We start from the raw sequence: 17850 nt of genomic DNA, 5'->3' as shown, positions 1-17850 counted from the left end.
AACTGCCGGCTCGGGCCTAGCGAAGCCGCTGAAGCGGTGCGGCAGTTAGCCGTTGTCCATGGATTCACGCAGGGTCTGAGGACGCATGTCGGTCCAATTCTGCTCGACGAACTCAAGGCATGCCGAACGGCTATCCTCACCGAATGCTTTTTGCCATCCTTGAGGAAATTCAGCGAAAGCAGGCCACAGCGAGTGCTGACCCTCGTCGTTTACCAATACAACAAATCGGCCGTCTTCATTGTCAAACGGGTTAGTCGTCATAACTCACCATCATACTCTAAATGGTCATGACATGTTGCAGCAATTGGCACGCCCTATAGCACGGCAAGCGCCCCGAATGGCTACCGCTCGGCGTACCTACTCCGTCATCACTAATTGTCGACAAAGGGTAAGCAGCACGCATCTCACTCGCAGAGCGCTTCGTCGGCGGTCACCGCGTCCCGGATTCGGCTCAGACGCTTGGGACCGCGGACGGTATTCTGAGCTGATCGTCCATGCGGCTCCTGCCCATGGGTTAGCTGGGTTAGGCGGTTGTCGCTGTGACGGGCCAGACAGGAACACGTCGCGGCGACGAGGGTATTGAACTGTTGTTCCAGCGAGCCCATCACTACCACCGTCGCGCGTTCGATGAGTCGCTCGTCGACCCGCTGGACGTTGTCGAGCGCCTCGGGCAGTGGTCAGTTCGCCGACCGGATGCGCCGTGCTTGACGACGATTACACCCGACGGCACTGTCCACACGCTGAGTTTTGCGCAGGTGTACGCACAAAGCGCGCGCATGGCGTCGTGGCTCGCCTCGGAGCATGATGTCGGTCCCGGAGTCGTGGTGGCGGTGCTGCCCCGCAACGACACCCGTTCTGTCCTTTGCATTCTCGGTGTGCTCCGCGCCGGCGCGATCGCGTTTATGGTCGATCCCGAAGAGCGCCCTGAGCGCCTCAAGGCGTTGCTGTCGGCGTTTCCTATCGCCGGAGTGCACGGCGCCGACCCGACGCCGGCCGCGTCGACGCTCGGCGCTCTCGACGTCCCGGATGCCTGCGACTTGCCCGACAATCCCCCGCCGACGATCGAGTCGGCGTACCGCGGCCCCGCACTCTATTTCGGCACCTCGGGTTCAACGGCGGCGTCGAAAGTCGTCGCGCAGTCCCGGTACGCCGCTGCGATCAACGCGGAAGCCGTGACGCGGCATCACGGGCTCGGACCTGGAGTGCGCATCCTCGGCTGCCTCCCGATCCACCACGTCAACGGCCTCAATTTCTCGATCTTTGCCACGCTGTGGTCCGGCAGTGAGACCGTGCTGGTTCAAGGTCCGCGCCCGGACCTGCTGCATCACTCGATCACGACGACTCAGCCGGACCTCGTCAGCATTGTTCCCACCGCGCTTGACTTGCTAGTGCTCTCCGACCTCGACATCCGTTCGCCGCGGTTGCGGTACTTCGTTTCGGCCGCGGCTCCGCTCACGGCTCGAACAGCGCAGGCGGTGTGGGAGCGTTTCGCGATTCCGGTGATCCAGGGCTACGGACTCACGGAAGCGGTCAACTTCTCCACGACGATGCCGACAGACCTGTCATCCGACATGTACCGGCATGCCGTCCTTGAAGTCCCGGTGCCGGCGATCGGCGCGGCGCTGTTCGGAAACGAGGTCGCCGTGCTTCGCCCCGACGGTACGAAGACCGATCTTGACGAGCAGGGCGAGATCTGCGTGCGCGGTCACAACGTCATGCTCGAGTACGTCGACAATCCCGACGCCACGCTCGCGGCATTCGAGCACGGCTGGCTACACACGGGTGATCTAGGAGTCAGCACCCTCATGCCCGGACTCGATGCGCCGGTGCACGTCGTCACCGGAAGAAGCAAGAACGTCGCCGTGGTCATGGGTGTAACCATCTCGCTGGAAGAGCTCGAGAGCCGAATCCGCGATGTACCGGGGGTTGAGGACGCGGCCTGCGTCGCGGTGGCCGATCAGCTCCGCGGCGAGACCATTGTTGCGGCTGTCGTCGTTTCTTCGACGATCAAGCCAGCGACGTACTCACAGCACCTCGCCACGCACTTCAGCCCGCTGGTGCTGCCTAGCCGGTGGCTCACGGTTCCCGCGATCCCGCGCACGGCCACCGGCAAGATCATCAGACACGCGCTGCCCCGGCTGGTGGGAGACGCATAGCACACCGGCATCGCAAGAAAAGGAGGTTGACGCGGTCAACGCATCTTGACCTCCTACACCGGCCGTGCTTCGGTCGTCAGCGTGGGCGCATCCGGTTCCGAACGGAAGATCGCGCCGAATGCCTTGAGCCGCCCACCCGGTCTGCCGGCTCCGCGCGGGCTTCGGAGCGCCTGTGCCGCGGCGTACGCGGCGGCTTACCTCGTGGGCGGCGAGCGTCGCATGCTGCGATTGATCCGTCGCTACGGGCCGATTATGACCATGCCCATTCTCAGTCTGGGTGACGTCGCGATCGTGTCCGATTCGGTGCTGGCCAAGGAAGTCTTCACCGCGCCAACAGATGTCCTGCTCGGGGGAGAGGGCGTGGGACCAGCGGCAGCGATATATGGGTCCGGATCGATGTTCGTACAAGAGGAGCCGGAGCATCTACGGCGACGCAAGCTCCTGACACCGCCCCTACACGGCGCTGCGTTGAGCCGGTATGTGCCGGTGATCGAGAATGCCACCCGCGCGGCGATGCGCGACTGGCCCGTTGACCGCTCGTTTGAGATGCTCACAGCGGCAAGGTCTTTGATGCTGGATGTGATCGTAAAGATCATCTTCGGCGTCGAAGATCCCGAAGAGGCGCGGCGATTGGGCCGGCCATTCGAACGACTCCTAAACCTGGGTGTCTCAGAGCAATTGACCGTGCGGTACGCATTGCGGCGCGCCGGTGCGTTGCGGGTGTGGCCAGGTCGGGCCCGCGCCAACCGGGAGATCAACGAGATTGTGCTGCCACTGATCGCGCAGCGGAGAAAGGACCCGCGCCTGGACGAGCAACTCGATATCTTGGCGTTGCTCATGTGTGCTCGTGGGGAAGACGGAGAGAAACTGTCGGACAACGAGATTCGCGACGATCTGATAACGTTGATGCTGGCGGGTCACGAAACCACGGCGACCACGTTAGCGTGGGCCTTCGATCTTCTGCTGCATCATCCCGATGCGCTGCGACGGGTGCAGGGCGAAGCCAATAGCGGCGACGAAGCTTTCACGACGGCGGTGATCAACGAGACCTTGCGGGTGCGGCCACCGGCGCCCCTTACGGCCCGCGTGGCAGCGAAACCGTTTCCCATCGGTGGCTACTGTGTCGACGCCGGCACCCGAATCGTCGTCCACATCATCGCTATCAATCGCGACGAGCAGACATACGAGCGGCCACACGAGTTCCGGCCCGAGCGATTCTTAGGTACCCGACCGCAAACCTATGGGTGGGTTCCTTTCGGGGGCGGCGTCAAACGTTGCTTGGGCGCCAGCTTTTCCATGCGGGAGTTGATCACTGTGTTGCACGTGCTGCTGCGCGAAGGGGAGTTCAGCGCGGTCGACGAGTTCCCTGAAAGGATCGTGCGGCGTTCGATCATGCTGGCCCCCCGGCACGGGACCAGGGTGCGGTTTCGTCCCCTGCGATAGCCGTCCTTCGAGTTCGCCTTTAGTCTGGGCGCCGTGTCTGCGCGAGAACTGGCGGTCTTGCCGGTGGGTTTCTTCGAGTTCCATCGACGACCGTTCATCAACTATCAACTAAACCGCGCGCACGCGTTGGGATACAGCGACCGCGGTGAGCTCGTAACGGCCGCACGGTCGATCCGGACTCTGCGTGACTGTCCCGACACGTTCGAGGTCCTCTCGCGTCGAGCTGAGCGCGAGGGGCGGTTGACGAATGCCACGAGCTACTTGCGGTTGGCCGAGTTCTTCACCCCACACGGGTCCCCGGAGAAGATTGACCGCTATGTGCGCTACCGGCAGCTGTTCGACGCCGCATTCGCCGACGCGAACGTCAGCCGCTTGGACATCCCGTACGAAAATAGTTCGCTGCCAACGTATCTGCACTCGGCTGCGGAGCCGCGGCGTGGCGTGGTGCTATTGCACGGAGGCTTTGATTCCCTGATCGAGGAGTTCTTCGCGATCTGGCAGCGCGTTGCCGCTGCCGGTTTCGACGTCATCGCGTTCGAGGGCCCCGGCCAGGGCGGAGCCCGCCGGCTCGGTGGGCTCACGTTTGACCACGATTGGGAAAAGCCGGTTCGGGCGGTGCTGGACCATTTCGGACACAAGAAGGCAAGTTTGGTCGGTCTTTCCATGGGCGGCTACTGGGCGCTGCGGGCCGCGGGCCGCGAGTCGCGGATCGACCGCGTGGTGGCATGGCCACCGGTGTATGACTGGCTCCACCGCGTTCCGCCGGCCCTGCGGTCCGCAACTCGCGCGATGCTGCGCCGAAGGCACTTTATGCGCGCCAGTGTCCGCGTTCGGGCGCGCTTGGTGCCGACCTTACGATTCGTTGTCGATCAGGCGCTATACAACATTGGCCGCGACGATCCGATGGACGTCGTCGACTGGTTTCTCGGCATGAATGCCGAACATCTTGGCAGCGAGAACGTTACCCAGGACGTGTTGCTCATGAGCGGCGAGCACGATGCATTCCAGCCGCCGGTACTCACGCGGGCACAGGCCGCCGCCCTGACCGCCGCGCGCTCGGTAGCGGTACGAACTTTCACCAAAAGCGAACAGGCCGACCGGCATTGTCAAATGGGTAACCTGGATTTGGCATGCCAGGTGCTGACCAACTGGCTGTCGGCCGAGACGGGCATGGGATCGCGGACTTGACCTTCAAGTCACCTTGAAGGTTTACCGTCGTAGTGTGGGAGTGCTGCGGATTTCGGAGATGGCCAGGCGGTCCGGCGTACCGGCCTCGACGCTGAGGTATTACGAGAGTGTCGGTCTGCTGCCGGCAACGCGAAGCTCGGCGGGCTATCGGCTCTATGGCGATCACGCCCAGCAGCGGCTAATGTTCATCGAGGCCGCCAAGCGGTTGCGGCTGTCACTGTCATCGATCGCCGATCTGCTGGCGGTCTGGGAGTCGGACGCGTGTGCCTCGGTCAAAGGGCGACTGCGGCCCGCGCTCGACGATCGAATCGGCGAGGCCGATGCCGCGATCACTGAGCTGCAGTTGCTGCGGGATCAGCTGGCCGCGGCGCGCTCGCGCCTGGACGAGCTGCCTGATCGAGACGAGCGGTGCGATCCGGGTTGTACGTTCCTGAGCGAACAGCGCGATTTCCTACCGGGGGTAGGAGCCACCCCCGTGCGGCAGGCGATGGATTGCACGTTGGACAGTCCCAGCTATCGCGACCGCGTCGCACAATGGCAGCACGTCTTGCGCGGCTGTCCGCGGCTGCGCGTTGACGGTGGTGTCGAGGTCGTAGCGCCGTTGGATCGCGCTTCGGCGTTGGCTTCGTTGGTCGTCGCCGAGCAGACCTGCTGCGGATTCTTGTCCTTCACACTGCGGTTTGAAGCCACCACGGTGGTGATGACGCTCACCGCGCCGGATCACGCCCAAGAGACCGTGCACGAGCTGTTCGCCATCTCGGGGGAGCCGTCATGACCGTGGGCAGGTCGATGGCCTTGTTCGTCGTGGCGGCGCTGTTCGAGATCGGCGGTGCATGGTTGGTCTGGCAGGGTGTGCGCGAACACCGCGGTTGGATGTGGGCCGGGCTCGGGGTTGTGGCCCTGGGTGCTTATGGGTTTGTCGCGACGCTGCAACCCGATGCCCACTTCGGCCGCATCCTGGCCGCTTATGGCGGGATATTCGTTGCCGGATCATTGTTGTGGGGCATGGCCTTGGATGGGTATCGGCCTGACCGGTGGGATGCCATTGGCGCAGCGATCTGCCTGCTGGGCGTGGCAGTCATGATGTACGTGCCCCGCACGTGAAGGGGTCCCCCTAAACCAGGACGTTGCCGCACGGCCATCGGCCGACAAAGAGTCCTTGGCGAGTTTCTCGTAACGAATTTGACACCATCGAAGGTGTGGCCACGCCGGCAGAGTAACCAAACCGGGGGTTAGCTCACAGTGTCAACCACACTTTGAGCAGTTCCTTCACACAGTTGGGTCAGGAGTTTGGGTGCGGGCGATGCCGGACACACAGGCGGTCGGAGTGAAACGTCCGTGTCGGTGCCGGTTTGGTGGCGTGTTATGAGGCGGCTGGTTGTTGTCCTTACCGCTGCGACGTTCCTCGATGGCTACATCCTCGGGATCATCGGCCCGGTGACTCAGAAGATGAGTGACGATTTGGGCCTGTCGTCGTTGTGGTTGGGACTCATCGCAGCCGCCCCGTTGCTGGCCATCTTTGTCGGTGCCCCACTGGGCGGCTGGGCCGCAGACAAGTTCGGTCGCAAGCCCGTATTGATGGTCGACATGGGCTTGTTCGTGATCCTCTCGGGTGTGCAGTTGTTCGTCGACTCGCCTGTGCAGCTGGTAGTCGCCCGGCTGTTGATCGGTATCGCGATCGGTATTCAGTACGCGATGGGTTCGCCCTTGATGTCGGAGTTTGCACCGGCTGCAGTGCGTGGCCGGTTGTTGGGCTTGACGTTGGTCACTTGGTACGCCGGTTTTATGGCTGCCTTTCTGGTGGGCTACGTCCTCGTCCGGGCCGGGTTCAGTTGGCAAGCCATTTTGGCAGCGAGCACCGTGATCGCGGTACCGCTGTTCATCGTTTCGATCAAGTTGCCCGAGTCGCCGCGATGGTTGTGGAGTCAGGGCCGTCACCAGCAAGCGCTGAGCATTGCGCGTCGCTACACGCTGGCAGAGATCGCCGACGTTGAGCATGAGCACACCCGCACGGGCACTTTCAGGATGCTATTTTCGCCCGACTATCGGCTTACCACCCTGTTCACGTCCGGTTTTTGGTTCTGCGCGGTCACGCCGTACTTCGCGATCGCCACTTTCGCAGACAGCGTCTTGGCTGGCTACGGGCTCGGCGGCGGCTTGGCGGGGTGGGGATTTGCACTCTCTGTGGCTGGGGTGGTGGTCATGGTCTTGTTGATCGACAAGATTGGGCGGCGTCCGCTCGTTGTGTCGACGCAATGGCTGTGCGCGGTATTTCTGGCAGCTATTGGACTATGGGCGGGTGCGCCGCCGATCATCGTGCTGGCCCTGTACCTGGCGTTTTCGTTCGCCACCGCGATATGTGGTGGGTTGACCAACATCTATACCGCAGAAGTGTTTCCCACCGAGGTCCGCGCGATCGGCATGGGGTTCGCCGCGGCCTTCAGCCGAATTGGGGCCGCACTCGGGACGTTTCTGCTGCCGTGGTCGATGGCAAACCTGGGCACGGCGATCACCATGGGAATCGCCGCGGGGATCGCTGCCACCGGGGCGGCGCTGTCGCAGTGGCTGGCCCCCGAAACCAGAGGAAAGAGCCTTACCGAAGCCTCTGCCGCGATGTCCCGATGAACTCTGTCGAGATCGGCCCCGCAACGCTCGCAATGGTATCGAGGCGCTTGGGACGAGGCCGGCATGCCGGCTCTGGAGTCGGCAGCGGTCCAGCTACGGCCTGACGTTGACTACGGTCCTGGCCTAGGGGGCCCATTCAGAGTCTTTGGCCTGCGACGGCGCGAGTCGGGGTGGGGGGATTCGAACCCACGGCCTCTTCGTCCCGAACGACACTACCAGCGGGTTTGGCGATGAGGATGGCGTTGGAAACATTTGAAGTGCCAGGTCAGACGGTTTACTCCGTTGGTGAAGCAAGAGCGGGAACGACGCCACTGCGGACTGATTGCGGACCAGCGCCGGGATTGGGAAACGTTCGAAGCAGCCACTGGCAGCCGATAACAGCCTGGAAGACTTGCCCGCTCGTGGGCGAGGTGGACGCCCATACGTTGAACCGGAACTCGACCACATCGCCGTCGACCATCAACGGCGATGCGGGCAGCTGACTAAGATTTCAGGAATGATTCCCGCTGACGAGCAGACTCCACACGTCGACGCCGACCTTGCGCGCGACATCGCTGAGGCCGTATTTGTCGCGGAAGTCGAGAGCGGCAATATTCCCATTGGTGACCGACAGGTTGAAGGAATACTTGCCGACTTCCGCGCCCGGGTATGCGAAATAGCAGCGCCGCCCGAGGGCGATTCGCCCGACCAATTCGAATTCTTGTTTGCGATAGACCATCGCGACAGTCTGCTGGAAAAAGCACGCCTTCATGCGACCGCGGGCCTCCACGAGATTGCGTTGATCCTGTATGCAACATGGATTGAGCACAGTATCAACGCGATCATCTCACGCGGGCTTGAACGAAAAGGCATTTCCAGTAAGAGTACGCTCACACTGCTAAAGGAAGTCCGCAACCAGAAAGCGAAGATTACAGCCCTCTGGGAAGTGGCGGGTATTCCGGCAATGGATGCCGAGCTGGCGGCATCAATCCAACGCATCGCCGACCTCCGAAATGCGTTCGTCCACTACAAATGGCACGGGGAATCCGGCGATACCGACGCCCAGTCGAGCAAAGATCGATACACCGCTGCCACCGAAGAGTGCGCGGCAACCTCGGCAGCACTAGCTGCCACGGAAGAGTCGTTTTATTGGGACGGTAGGCGGGACGAGGTGCTCACTGCGTTTCACAGTCAACGGCCAGGCAGCCGAAAGGAGACAACGGGATATTGACACGACCCGCGAAGCGCCCTATTCGCCGGTCGGCTACTTCTTCTGGTGTTCTGAACGTTGAACCGCAACTACGCGCTTAGAGTTTGTCGCCCGTCTCACGTGCAACATCGGTGGGCGGATGTTGCGGTTGCAGATGTGCAGACCTCCGCAGTGCGCACATGGGTTCACGATATGCATGCCGCGGGCGCTGGTGCCGCCACGGTGGAAAACGCGCTTAGCGTCCTACGGCAGGTCTTAGCACTGGCGGTCGAGGACAAGCGAATTACGCGTAATCCATGCGCAGGAATCAAGACTCCTCGTCGCCAGAGCCGCGCGCGCGGCTATCTCACTCACGACCAGGTGGAACAGCTTGCACTCTCGTTGGGTCAGTACGCGTCGGTAGTCCGGTTTCTTGCCTACACCGGGTTGAGGTGGGGTGAGATGGCGGCGCTACGAGTTGAGTCCTTCGACATGCCGCGCCGACGGGTGAACGTTTGCGAAGCGGTCGCCGAGGTCAAGGGGCGACTGGTGTGGTCAACTCCAAAATCGCACGAGCGTAGGTCGGTGCCGTTTCCTCGGTTCCTCGCCGACAAACTGGCATCGATGATGGTGGGGAAGTCTCGCAAGGACTCGGTGTTCACCGCCCCCGCCGGCGGCGTACTCCGCGTTTCGACTTTCCGACCCAGAGCATTTGCGCCTGCAGTGCACCGATTGGTAGCCCGTGTTTCTGGATTCCCGAAGGTCACTCCGCATGACCTAAGGCGCACTGCCGCTTCACTCGCGATCAGTGGAGGAGCGAACCCGAAGGCTGTACAGACGATGCTCGGGCATCAATCTGCGGTGCTGACGATGGACACCTATGCCGACCTCTTCCCGGACGACCTGGAAAATGTTTCAGCCGCATTGGATAAGGCTCGTCAGGCCGCTCTCGAACATACTGCGGACCAACTGCGGACTGAGACAGAAAAAGACCCCGACGGGTACCACTGCTCAGGGCCTCTTACCTGCGAACACACGAGTCGGGGTGGCGGGATTCGAACCCACGGCCTCTTCGTCCCGAACGAAGCGCGCTACCAAGCTGCGCCACACCCCGCCTGAAGCCACGACAGCCTATCGCACCGGCCCGTCGGCTGGCGAAACGGCGCGGGTCAAGTCCAGCGGCAGTTGCGCTCGAACTCGACGAGTTGCTCAGCGGGGCCTGTGGGATCGAGGCCCTGCGCATTGACCCAATCGTCGTTGAAGTAGGTGTCGGCGTAGCGGTCCCCGCTATCGGCCAACAGAGTGACCACCGAACCGCTGCGCCCTTCGGCGACCATTTCAGCGAGGAGGCTGAAAGCTCCCCACATGTTGGTGCCCGTCGACGGACCTACGCGGCGTCCCAAGACGGTGCTGACATGACGAGCGGCGGCGATCGACGCCGCGTCGGGTACCGAGATCATGCGGTCGACCACGCCGGGCAGAAAAGACGGCTCAACCCGCGGCCGGCCGATGCCTTCGATGCGGGACGACGCGGAAATGACGATGTCATGGCGGTCTTCTGCGTATGCGGGAAAGAACGCGGAGTTCTCGGGGTCGACCACGCACAGCCCCGTCGCGTGCCGTCGGTATCGGATGTATCGGCCGATCGTCGCGCTGGTTCCGCCGGTACCTGCACCCACAACGATCCAATCCGGAATGGGGTGAGCCTCCTCCTGCATCTGCATGTAGATCGACTCGGCGATGTTGTTGTTTCCGCGCCAGTCGGTTGCCCGCTCCGCATTGGTGAACTGATCGAGGTAGTGGCCGCCGGTTTGTTGCGCAACGCGCTGTGCTTCGTCGTAAACCTGGCTGGATTTGTCCACGAAATGGCAACGGCCACCTTGTGATTCGATCAGCGCAATCTTGGACGCGCTGGTGGCGGCGGGCATCACCGCGATGAATGGCAGATTCAGCAAGGCCGCGAAATAGGCCTCAGACACCGCCGTCGAACCCGACGACGCCTCAACCACCGTGGTGGCTTCGCCGATCCAGCCGTTGCACAGCGCATACAGGAACAACGAGCGCGCCAATCGGTGTTTGAGGCTGCCGGTGATGTGGGTCGTCTCGTCCTTGAGGTACAGCTCGACATGAACTTTGGGGCCATTGGCCCCGAGGCGGTGGCCCCAGGCCGACGGTAGTGGGTAGCGCAGCAGATGGGTGTCAGCGCTGCGGCGGGCGTCGGCCTCGATCAGCCGTATCGCGTTGTCCGTCCAGGTTCGAGACTGGCTGCGGATCGCGACACGGGTCGCATCGTTCAACGAACCGACGCGGCCGGCTGTGAACGGCCTAGATCGCGGCTGGGCTCTCGGTCACCCATCGGTGTGGCGATCAATGTCAACAGAGTCGCATCAGGCCGGCAGCAGAATCGCACCGGCGCAAACGGCGAGGTGCCGATCCCGGCTGAGACGTGCAACCGCATGTTCTCGCCCCATTGGGACGCGCCCTTTGCGCGGGAGCGGTCCAGGCCGCAGTTGGTCACGAGAGCGCCGTAGAACGGCAGGCACAGTTGCCCGCCGTGGGTGTGGCCGGCCATCACCAGCTGGTAGCCATCGGCGGCAAAGCGATCCAGCACCCGCGGCTCCGGCGAGTGAGTCAGTCCCAGGCGCAGGTTCGCGGCCGGGCTGGCGGGGCCGGCGATCGTCTCGTATCGGTCCCGGTCGATGTGCGGGTCGTCAACGCCGGCGGCGGCGATGTGTAGGCCCGCCACCTCGAATTCGCGGCGGGTATGCGTCAGATCGAGCCAGCCGCGCTCGCTGAACGCCGCGCGCAGGTCCTGCCAGGGCAGTGGCTCGCCGCGAACGCGGTGGTCGGGGTTGGTGAGATAGTTCATCGGGTTCTTGAGGCGCGGCCCAAAGTAGTCATTGCTGCCAAAAACGAAGACACCCGGTCGGGACAGCAGATCACCCAGGGTCTGGATGACCGCGGGTACCGCCTTGGGATGCGCCAAGTTGTCCCCGGTATTGACGACCAGGTCCGGCTCACAGCTGGCGAGCTCGCGCAACCAGGCCTGCTTACGGCGCTGGTTCGGCAGCATATGAATATCGCTGAGGTGGAGCACCCGCAGCGGTGTTGAGCCCGGCGTCAAAACCGGCATGGTTACCTCACGCAGAACGAACGCGTTGCGCTCAACCAGTGCGGCGTAGCCGATCCCGGCAATCGTGGCGCCAAGCGCCGCGGCGCCCGTGCGTATCAGACTGGGCACGGCCCGACGATGCGGACCGCGCAGCGGCCCGGGACGCAGCCGGGCAGTCGGTTGTTGAGCAGCAGGCATGCAGGCAGCTTACTGCCGGCTGGGGTCGGAATGCTCATGTGTCGCACGGCACATGAGCAATCGCCCAGGCCTACCACCTATGGCCCACCTATGGCGGAGGTGGAGGCGGCGGCGGTGCCAGCAGTGGAATAGTGATCGGCGGCAAGCCGGGAATCTCCACTACCTGTGATCCCACTGGGGGCGGCGGCCCACCACCCTCGGGAGGCGGCGGCGGTGGTGGCGGGATGCCGTTGCTGATCTGGATCGTGACGATCGAGCCCGGAATAGTTGAGCCACCGGGCGACGTGCCGACTACTTCGCCGTACTTGGCGGTGCTATTGACCGCGTTGGGTTGGTCGGCGACCTGGAAACCCGCGTCCCTCAGGCGCTGGCGCGCCGCGCTCACATCGAGCCCCACCACGCTGGGCACCCGGGATGCGGGTGAGCCGTCGACATAACGCGGATCTTTTGGCGGTAGGCGCACTTCACCGAACATGTCGGCGATCGGTTTCATCGCGGTGAACCACGTCCGGGCCGGTTCGTTGCCGCCGTATAGGTTCCCCGACCCGCAATGCCGTAGGGGACCGGAGCATATATCGCGGGGCGAGCTGGAGTCGTCGTAGATGTAGTTCGCCGCTGCGTAGTGGTTGGTGAAGCCCACGAAGCCCGAAGATCGGTGCGCCTCGGTGGTGCCGGTCTTGCCCGACATCGGCAAGCTCCAACCCGCAGCACCAGCCGAACCCGACGCTGTGCCGCCGCCCACGGCGTCCTTGCTCATTGCGTTGGCGAGGGTGTTCGCGAGCCCCGAAGGCACGACCTGATCACAGGTCTCGGTGGTGACGGCGACCTCGTTGCCGTTGCGGTCGAACAGAGTGTCGATGGGGTTCGGCGGACACCAGACGCCGCCGGAGGCCAGGGTGGCCGCAACGTTCGACAATTCCAGCGCGTTGAGCTCAATGGGACCGAGGGTGAACGAGCCGAGGTTCTGTCGCTTGACGAAGTCGGCCAGGCTCTCATTGCTGTCGGGGTTGTAGTCTCGAGCTGTCCCGGGATTCGCATACGACCTCAGGCCCAGCTTGATGGCCATGTCCACCGTGGGTCCCACCCCGACCTGCGAGATCAGCTTGGCGAACGCGGTGTTAGGTGAGGTCGCGAGCGCGTCGGTCACGCTCATCGAGCCACGGTACTTTCCGGCGTTCACCACACACCAGGTTGCTCTGGGGCACCCTTTGGCCCCGCCGCTTCCCAGGCCTTTGGCTTGGAACCGGGGTGGCACGTCGAGGCGCGCGTTGATGCCCAGCCCCATGTCCAATGCGGCGGCCGTGGTGAAAATCTTGAAGATGGACCCGGCGCCGTCGCCTACCAGCGAGAACGGCTGCGGTCGCATGGTTTCGCCGGCCTCGATGTCCAAGCCATAGGTGCGGTTGCTGGCCATGGCCAGTACCCGGTGCGCATCCTTACCCGGCTCGATCACGCTCATGACGCTGGCGATGCCGTTGAGGTTTGGGCTCGCGAATTTGTCAATGGCCGCCTTGACCGGTGCCTGGACGTCTGGGTTCAGGGTGGTGCGGATCAGGTAGCCGCCCTTGGCTAGCTGGTCCTTGCTGATCCCCGCGCGTGAGAGGTACTCCTGGACGTAGTCGCAGAAGAAAGCGCGGTCACCTGCGGCGATGCAGCCGCGGGGCAACTCGTTGGGCTGCGGCAATACTCCCAGCGGCTCGGCCTTGGCGGCCCGCAGCGCCTCGGCGTCCCCAGGCAGGTTTTCGATCATGGTGTCCAAGACCACGTTCCGTCGCTCCAACGCGCCGTCCGGGTTGGTGTAGGGGTTGAGTGTGCTGGTCGACTGCACCATCCCCGCCAGCAGCGCTGCTTGCTGCCAATTCAGGTCGGAGGCGTTGATGCCGAAGTAGGTCTGCGCCGCGTCCTGAACGCCGAAGGAGTTGTTGCCGAAAGACACTAAGTTCAGATAGCGGGTCAGGATCTCGGACTTGGTGAAGGTCTTGTCCAGCGTCAGTGCCATCCGGATCTCCCGCAGCTTGCGTGCGGGGGTGGTTTCGACGGCCGCGCGCTTCTCGGCGTCGGTCCGGGCTGTCACCAGGAGCTGGTAGTTCTTTACGTACTGCTGCTCGATGGTCGATCCGCCGCGGGTATCGAGGTCGCCGGATGCGTAGCCGGCCAGGCCGGTCAGAGTTCCCTTCCAGTCGACTCCGTTGTGTTCAGCGAATCGCTTGTCTTCGATCGAGACGATCGCCAACTTCATGGTGTTGGCGATCTTGTCCGACGGGACTTCAAACCGGCGCTGCGAGTAGAGCCACGCGATGGTGTTGCCATTCGCATCGACCATCGTCGAGACCGCTGGCACTTCTCCCTCGAGGAGCTGAGCCGAGCCATTGGCGACGACCTCAGAAGCACGATTGGACATCAGACCGAGCCCACCCGCGAACGGGAACATCAACGCGGTAGCGACCACTCCGGCGAGCAGGCAGCACCCGGCTAGCTTGAGAACCGTGATACCGGCCGGGGGGCGCTCGGGCATGCGTACTACAGTAGCGACCGCCAGCCACGCCCCTTCGCGGCTCTGTCCAAAAACTTATGTTTTCCCGGGCGGTTTTCCACAGGGCGCCAGACATGGCCGAAGCTTGTGACTGCGTTACTGGTCAGGAGCACAAAACGGGACCGGCGCGACCCATTTCCCCCGGCCGATCGCCGCAAGACGGCACGCCCGTCCCAAAAAAATCGTTATCGGACTGTTGCGCGATCGGCACTCGAACACCTAACTTATACACACAGTGGGATTCGGATAACACTGATGCGCATAGTGAGGCGTAGCTCACAGCATCGGCTGTTGCCGTAAGAGGGCGGTCGCAGGGCGCGGCCGGGAGGAAGGGATCAGCTCGTGTCAGATACACGACCCGGTGCGCGAAGGCCGAACCTTATGGCTGCGCAGAACGTTCTCAGCAGTGTGGACGCGGAAGAGCGGATAGCGTGGGTATCCAAGGCGTTGTGCCGGACAACGGACCCCGACGACCTCTTTGTGCGTGGAGCTGCCCAGCGTAAGGCCGCAGTGATCTGCCGCCACTGCCCGGTGATGAAGGAATGCGCGGCAGACGCTTTGGACAACAAGGTTGAGTTCGGCGTTTGGGGCGGGATGACCGAGCGCCAGCGTCGGGCGTTGCTCAAGCAGCACCCAGAAGTGGTCTCCTGGGCTGACTACCTGGAGAAGCGCAAGCGTCGTACCGGTACTACTGGCTAGCTCTGGCCAGCTCCGTGCCGGCGATCTGAGAATCGGCCGGCGGATTAATGTGCTCTCGTACGTATTGCTTTTGGTTGCATTTCGATAGCTGTTCTCGCTGTTCATCGCCAGTTTGATCTTCGCCGACCGGGTTAGATGGGTCGGCTGCTCAGCGGGCCGCTAGTCGGACCGCATCGTCGCCGACGGGGATCAGATGGGTCGGCTGCTCAGCGGGCCGCTAGTCGGCCCGCATCGTCGCCAACGAGGTTAGGTGGGTCGGCTGCTCAGCGGGCCGCGATCCGGCCCGCATCGTCGCCAACCGAAGTGATCTGGTCGGCGAGTGCGCGCAACGCATCCAGGTCGGACACGTCGAACGGAAGCGACGGCACCCCGATGACCGGCACGTGGGGGTTGGCGCCAGTGAAGCGGGACAGCAGCCGGACCTCCCGTTTGGCGGTCTGCCCACGGTCGGCATGGATCCGGAGCACGGCCGCCGTCAGCGACGCGGCCTCCGAGTCGGTGGTGTCGGCCTCCAATGTCTCGGTAGCGTCGATCGCCCGCTCGATCGGCAATGAGCACAACGTCGGGTGGGTGCGGTTCAAGACGAGCCCTGCGAGAGGCATGTTCTCTTGGGACAGTCGGTCGACGAAGAAGGCCGCCTCGCGCAGTGCGTCCGGTTCGGCTGCCGACACTACGACGAACTGAGTGCCGCGCCGTTTCAACAGCGCGTAGGTCCGATCAGCCTTCTCCCGGAAGCCGCCGAAAGTGGCGTCCAGCGATTGCACGAACGCCGCCGCATCGCCCAGCATCTTGGAGCCGAGCACGGTGGACAGCGCCTTCATGGCTAGTCCCATCGCGCCGGTGACCAGTCGCCCGATGCCCCGCCCGGGCGCGAGCAGCAGCCGCCATAGCCGGCTATCCATGAAGCTGCCCAATCTTTTGGGCGCGTCCAAGAAATCCAGAGCGTTGCGCGATGGCGGAGTGTCCACCACCACTAGATCCCAGCGGTCTTGGGCGAGCAGCTGGCCCAGCTTCTCCATGGCCATGTATTCCTGGGTTCCTGCAAGCGATGTGGCGACGGTCTGGTAAAACTGGTTGTCCAGAATTGCTTGCGCCCGTTCCGATCCGGAGTATTGGATCACCATCTCATCGAACGTGCGGCGCATGTCGAGCATCATCGCGTGTAGCTCGCCGCGCGCCTCGGGCGCCAGTGGTACGCGTTGCGGTGAATTGCCAAGGTCGTTGACCCCCAATGCTTGTGCCAGTCGCTTGGCCGGGTCGATGGTCAAAACCACTACAGTGCGGCCATATTCAGCAGCACGCAATGCCATAGCTGCGGCGGTCGTGGTCTTGCCGACACCGCCGGCGCCGCAGCACACCACGACACGGTTGGATGTGTCGGCCAGGATCGAACCCATATCAAGGGTTTCCGGTTTGCTACTCATCGAACTCCCTGGTGTGCAAGCGATTCCGACAGCTCGTAGAGGCTGCCGAGGTCGACGCCGTCGGAGATCGTCGGTAATTCCAGTCGCGGTACCCGCAAGGCGTCCAGTTCTTGTGCAGTCTCGGCGCGTGCGGCGATGCGGGTTGCATGGTGGATGGTTTCCGTCAGCAGGCCGGCGAATTCGGAGTCGGTGAGCTTGATACCGGCCATCGCCAAGCCGGCCCGTACCGAGTCTGCGTCTACGTCGCCCTCGGCGGCCTTCGCCAGGTCTTCAGGCGCCAGATAGGCCGGGATGTTCCTGTTCACAATCACGCTGCCGATCGGCAGTTCGAGCTGGGCGAGCTCTTCGATGGCTTCCAGCGTTTCTTGGACGGGTAGGGCTTCCAGCAGCGTCACCAAATGAATCGCGGTCTGATCGGAGTGGAGCAACTTCACGACGCCTTCGCTTTGGGCGTGCACCGGCCCACCCTTAGCCAGATCGGACACGGCCTTGGTGACGTCGAGAAAATGCGCTATGCGGCCAGTTGGCGGTGCGTCGACAACTATGGCGTCGTAGACCGGCAGCCTGTTCTTGTCGACGCGCACCACTGCCTCTTTGATCTTGCCGGTCAGTAGCACGTCACGCAGACCGGGAGCGATCGTCGTGGCGAACTCGATGGCGCCGATGCGACGCATCGCCCGGCCGGCAATGCCCAGGTTGTAGAACATGTCGAGGTATTCCAAGAAGGCGGCCTCGATGTCGATAGCCAGGGCGTTGACCTGGCCTCCGCGCTCGGCGGTGGCAATTTTGAGCTCCTGGTAGGGCAGGGGCGGGACATCGAATAGTTGCGCGATCCCCTGGCGCCCCTCGACTTCGACCAGAAGGACTTTGCGGCCCCCCGCTGCCAGGGTCAGCGCAAGCGCGGCCGCGATCGTCGATTTTCCGGTGCCGCCTTTGCCCGTCACGAAATGGAGGCGGGCCTTCGAGAGCCGCGATGGCCAGCCGACGGCGGTACCGCCGCTAGATGTGTTCGCCACAATCGCATGCTAGCCCGAGCGATGTGACGACCTTCGAGAACCGGCGCCTTACCGCCACCGTTGGCTGCTGCTCGGCGCCGGGCTGATCGGAACTGGTCAGCGTCGACGGATAAGCTCACGTCATGACCCAACCCACCACATGGGAATACGCCACGGTTCCGTTGCTGACGCACGCCACCAAACAGATCCTCGATCAGTGGGGCGCCGATGGATGGGAGCTGGTGGCGGTGCTGCCCGGGCCCACCGGCGAGCAGCACGTTGCCTACCTTAAGCGCCCGAAGTAGGAGG

The 17850-nt window shown here is 63.3% G+C and carries 15 protein-coding genes, 1 tRNA gene and 1 pseudogene; 10 read left to right on the top strand and 7 right to left on the bottom strand.

Translation table 11 applies throughout. From position 1 onward, the window contains the following. Window positions 1-45: 45 nt before the first annotated feature. Window positions 46-261: an MbtH family protein gene (locus tag F6B93_RS21200; RefSeq protein WP_211696832.1), complete on the bottom strand. Its 216-nt coding sequence runs from the start codon at window positions 259-261 to the stop codon at window positions 46-48. A 278-nt stretch (window positions 262-539) separates the two neighbouring features. Between F6B93_RS21200 and F6B93_RS21195 the strand changes: the two genes are divergently transcribed. The 8 genes and pseudogenes from F6B93_RS21195 to F6B93_RS21160 all read left to right on the top strand — a co-directional run. After that, window positions 540-2156, top strand: coding sequence for a class I adenylate-forming enzyme family protein (locus F6B93_RS21195; protein WP_211696831.1), 1617 nt, complete (start codon window positions 540-542; stop codon window positions 2154-2156). Window positions 2157-2198: 42 nt separating this feature from the next. Beyond that, the gene (locus F6B93_RS21190; RefSeq protein WP_211699655.1) at window positions 2199-3599 is read left to right on the top strand and encodes a cytochrome P450; all 1401 of its coding nucleotides are present in this window, start codon (window positions 2199-2201) and stop codon (window positions 3597-3599) included. A 33-nt stretch (window positions 3600-3632) separates the two neighbouring features. Then, the gene (locus tag F6B93_RS21185; RefSeq protein WP_211696830.1) at window positions 3633-4787 is read left to right on the top strand and encodes an alpha/beta hydrolase family protein; all 1155 of its coding nucleotides are present in this window, start codon (window positions 3633-3635) and stop codon (window positions 4785-4787) included. A 34-nt stretch (window positions 4788-4821) separates the two neighbouring features. After that, window positions 4822-5562 carry a MerR family transcriptional regulator gene (locus F6B93_RS21180; protein ID WP_211696829.1) on the top strand — a complete coding sequence of 247 codons (741 nt, stop codon included), beginning with the start codon at window positions 4822-4824 and terminating at the stop codon, window positions 5560-5562. Further along, window positions 5559-5891 carry a YnfA family protein gene (locus F6B93_RS21175; RefSeq protein WP_211696828.1) on the top strand — a complete coding sequence of 111 codons (333 nt, stop codon included), beginning with the start codon at window positions 5559-5561 and terminating at the stop codon, window positions 5889-5891. The genes F6B93_RS21180 and F6B93_RS21175 overlap by 4 nt, the downstream gene beginning before the upstream one ends. 261 nt (window positions 5892-6152) lie before the next feature. Beyond that, window positions 6153-7412 carry an MFS transporter gene (locus F6B93_RS21170; protein WP_211696827.1) on the top strand — a complete coding sequence of 420 codons (1260 nt, stop codon included), beginning with the start codon at window positions 6153-6155 and terminating at the stop codon, window positions 7410-7412. 496 nt (window positions 7413-7908) lie between these two features. Next, window positions 7909-8622, top strand: coding sequence for a hypothetical protein (locus tag F6B93_RS21165; RefSeq protein ID WP_211696826.1), 714 nt, complete (start codon window positions 7909-7911; stop codon window positions 8620-8622). Between the two features lie 171 nt (window positions 8623-8793). Then, a pseudogene (locus tag F6B93_RS21160) lies at window positions 8794-9459 on the top strand (tyrosine-type recombinase/integrase); the annotation flags it as partial. A gap of 161 nt (window positions 9460-9620) precedes the next feature. On the opposite strand, the gene F6B93_RS21155 reads toward F6B93_RS21160, so the two are convergent. The 4 genes from F6B93_RS21155 to ponA2 form a co-directional block, all read right to left on the bottom strand. Beyond that, window positions 9621-9694, bottom strand: a tRNA-Pro gene (locus F6B93_RS21155). Window positions 9695-9749: 55 nt separating this feature from the next. Further along, window positions 9750-10877: an L-cysteine desulfhydrase Cds1 gene (gene cds1, locus F6B93_RS21150; RefSeq protein WP_211696825.1), complete on the bottom strand. Its 1128-nt coding sequence runs from the start codon at window positions 10875-10877 to the stop codon at window positions 9750-9752. After that, window positions 10874-11890, bottom strand: coding sequence for a metallophosphoesterase (locus F6B93_RS21145; protein ID WP_246540895.1), 1017 nt, complete (start codon window positions 11888-11890; stop codon window positions 10874-10876). The genes cds1 and F6B93_RS21145 overlap by 4 nt, the downstream gene beginning before the upstream one ends. 88 nt (window positions 11891-11978) lie before the next feature. Further along, window positions 11979-14405, bottom strand: coding sequence for a transglycosylase/D,D-transpeptidase PonA2 (ponA2, locus tag F6B93_RS21140; protein ID WP_211696823.1), 2427 nt, complete (start codon window positions 14403-14405; stop codon window positions 11979-11981). Window positions 14406-14765: 360 nt separating this feature from the next. Between ponA2 and F6B93_RS21135 the strand changes: the two genes are divergently transcribed. After that, entirely contained in the window at window positions 14766-15122 is a 357-nt protein-coding gene (locus F6B93_RS21135; RefSeq protein WP_211696822.1) for a WhiB family transcriptional regulator, read from the top strand. 263 nt (window positions 15123-15385) lie between these two features. Here the strand turns inward: F6B93_RS21135 and bagB are convergent, their stop codons facing one another. Together bagB and bagA are read right to left on the bottom strand one after the other, a co-directional pair. Then, on the bottom strand, window positions 15386-16546 hold the full coding sequence (gene bagB, locus F6B93_RS21130) for an ATPase BagB (RefSeq protein ID WP_211696821.1): 1161 nt from the start codon (window positions 16544-16546) through the stop codon (window positions 15386-15388). Further along, window positions 16543-17565 carry an ATPase BagA gene (bagA, locus tag F6B93_RS21125; protein ID WP_211699654.1) on the bottom strand — a complete coding sequence of 341 codons (1023 nt, stop codon included), beginning with the start codon at window positions 17563-17565 and terminating at the stop codon, window positions 16543-16545. Before bagA ends, bagB begins: the two co-directional genes overlap by 4 nt. Before the next feature lie 119 nt (window positions 17566-17684). On the opposite strand from bagA, the gene sp36 reads away from it, so the two are divergent. Beyond that, entirely contained in the window at window positions 17685-17846 is a 162-nt protein-coding gene (gene sp36 / locus F6B93_RS21120; RefSeq protein ID WP_011741883.1) for a Sp36 family protein, read from the top strand. Window positions 17847-17850 lie beyond the last annotated feature (4 nt).

It is taken from the genome of Mycobacterium spongiae, from assembly GCF_018278905.1.
GTDB lineage: Bacteria > Actinomycetota > Actinomycetes > Mycobacteriales > Mycobacteriaceae > Mycobacterium > Mycobacterium spongiae.
This window is presented reverse-complemented; position numbering and strand designations above follow the sequence as displayed.

Coding starts and splice junctions, on each gene's coding strand:
- F6B93_RS21165 (WP_211696826.1), top strand. CDS start 7,909: ATGATTCCCGCTGACGAGCAGACTCCACACGTCGACGCCGACCTTGCG.
- F6B93_RS21200 (WP_211696832.1), bottom strand. CDS start 261: ATGACGACTAACCCGTTTGACAATGAAGACGGCCGATTTGTTGTATTG.
- F6B93_RS21170 (WP_211696827.1), top strand. CDS start 6,153: ATGAGGCGGCTGGTTGTTGTCCTTACCGCTGCGACGTTCCTCGATGGC.
- bagB (WP_211696821.1), bottom strand. CDS start 16,546: ATGAGTAGCAAACCGGAAACCCTTGATATGGGTTCGATCCTGGCCGAC.
- F6B93_RS21145 (WP_246540895.1), bottom strand. CDS start 11,890: ATGCCTGCTGCTCAACAACCGACTGCCCGGCTGCGTCCCGGGCCGCTG.
- ponA2 (WP_211696823.1), bottom strand. CDS start 14,405: ATGCCCGAGCGCCCCCCGGCCGGTATCACGGTTCTCAAGCTAGCCGGG.
- F6B93_RS21175 (WP_211696828.1), top strand. CDS start 5,559: ATGACCGTGGGCAGGTCGATGGCCTTGTTCGTCGTGGCGGCGCTGTTC.
- sp36 (WP_011741883.1), top strand. CDS start 17,685: ATGACCCAACCCACCACATGGGAATACGCCACGGTTCCGTTGCTGACG.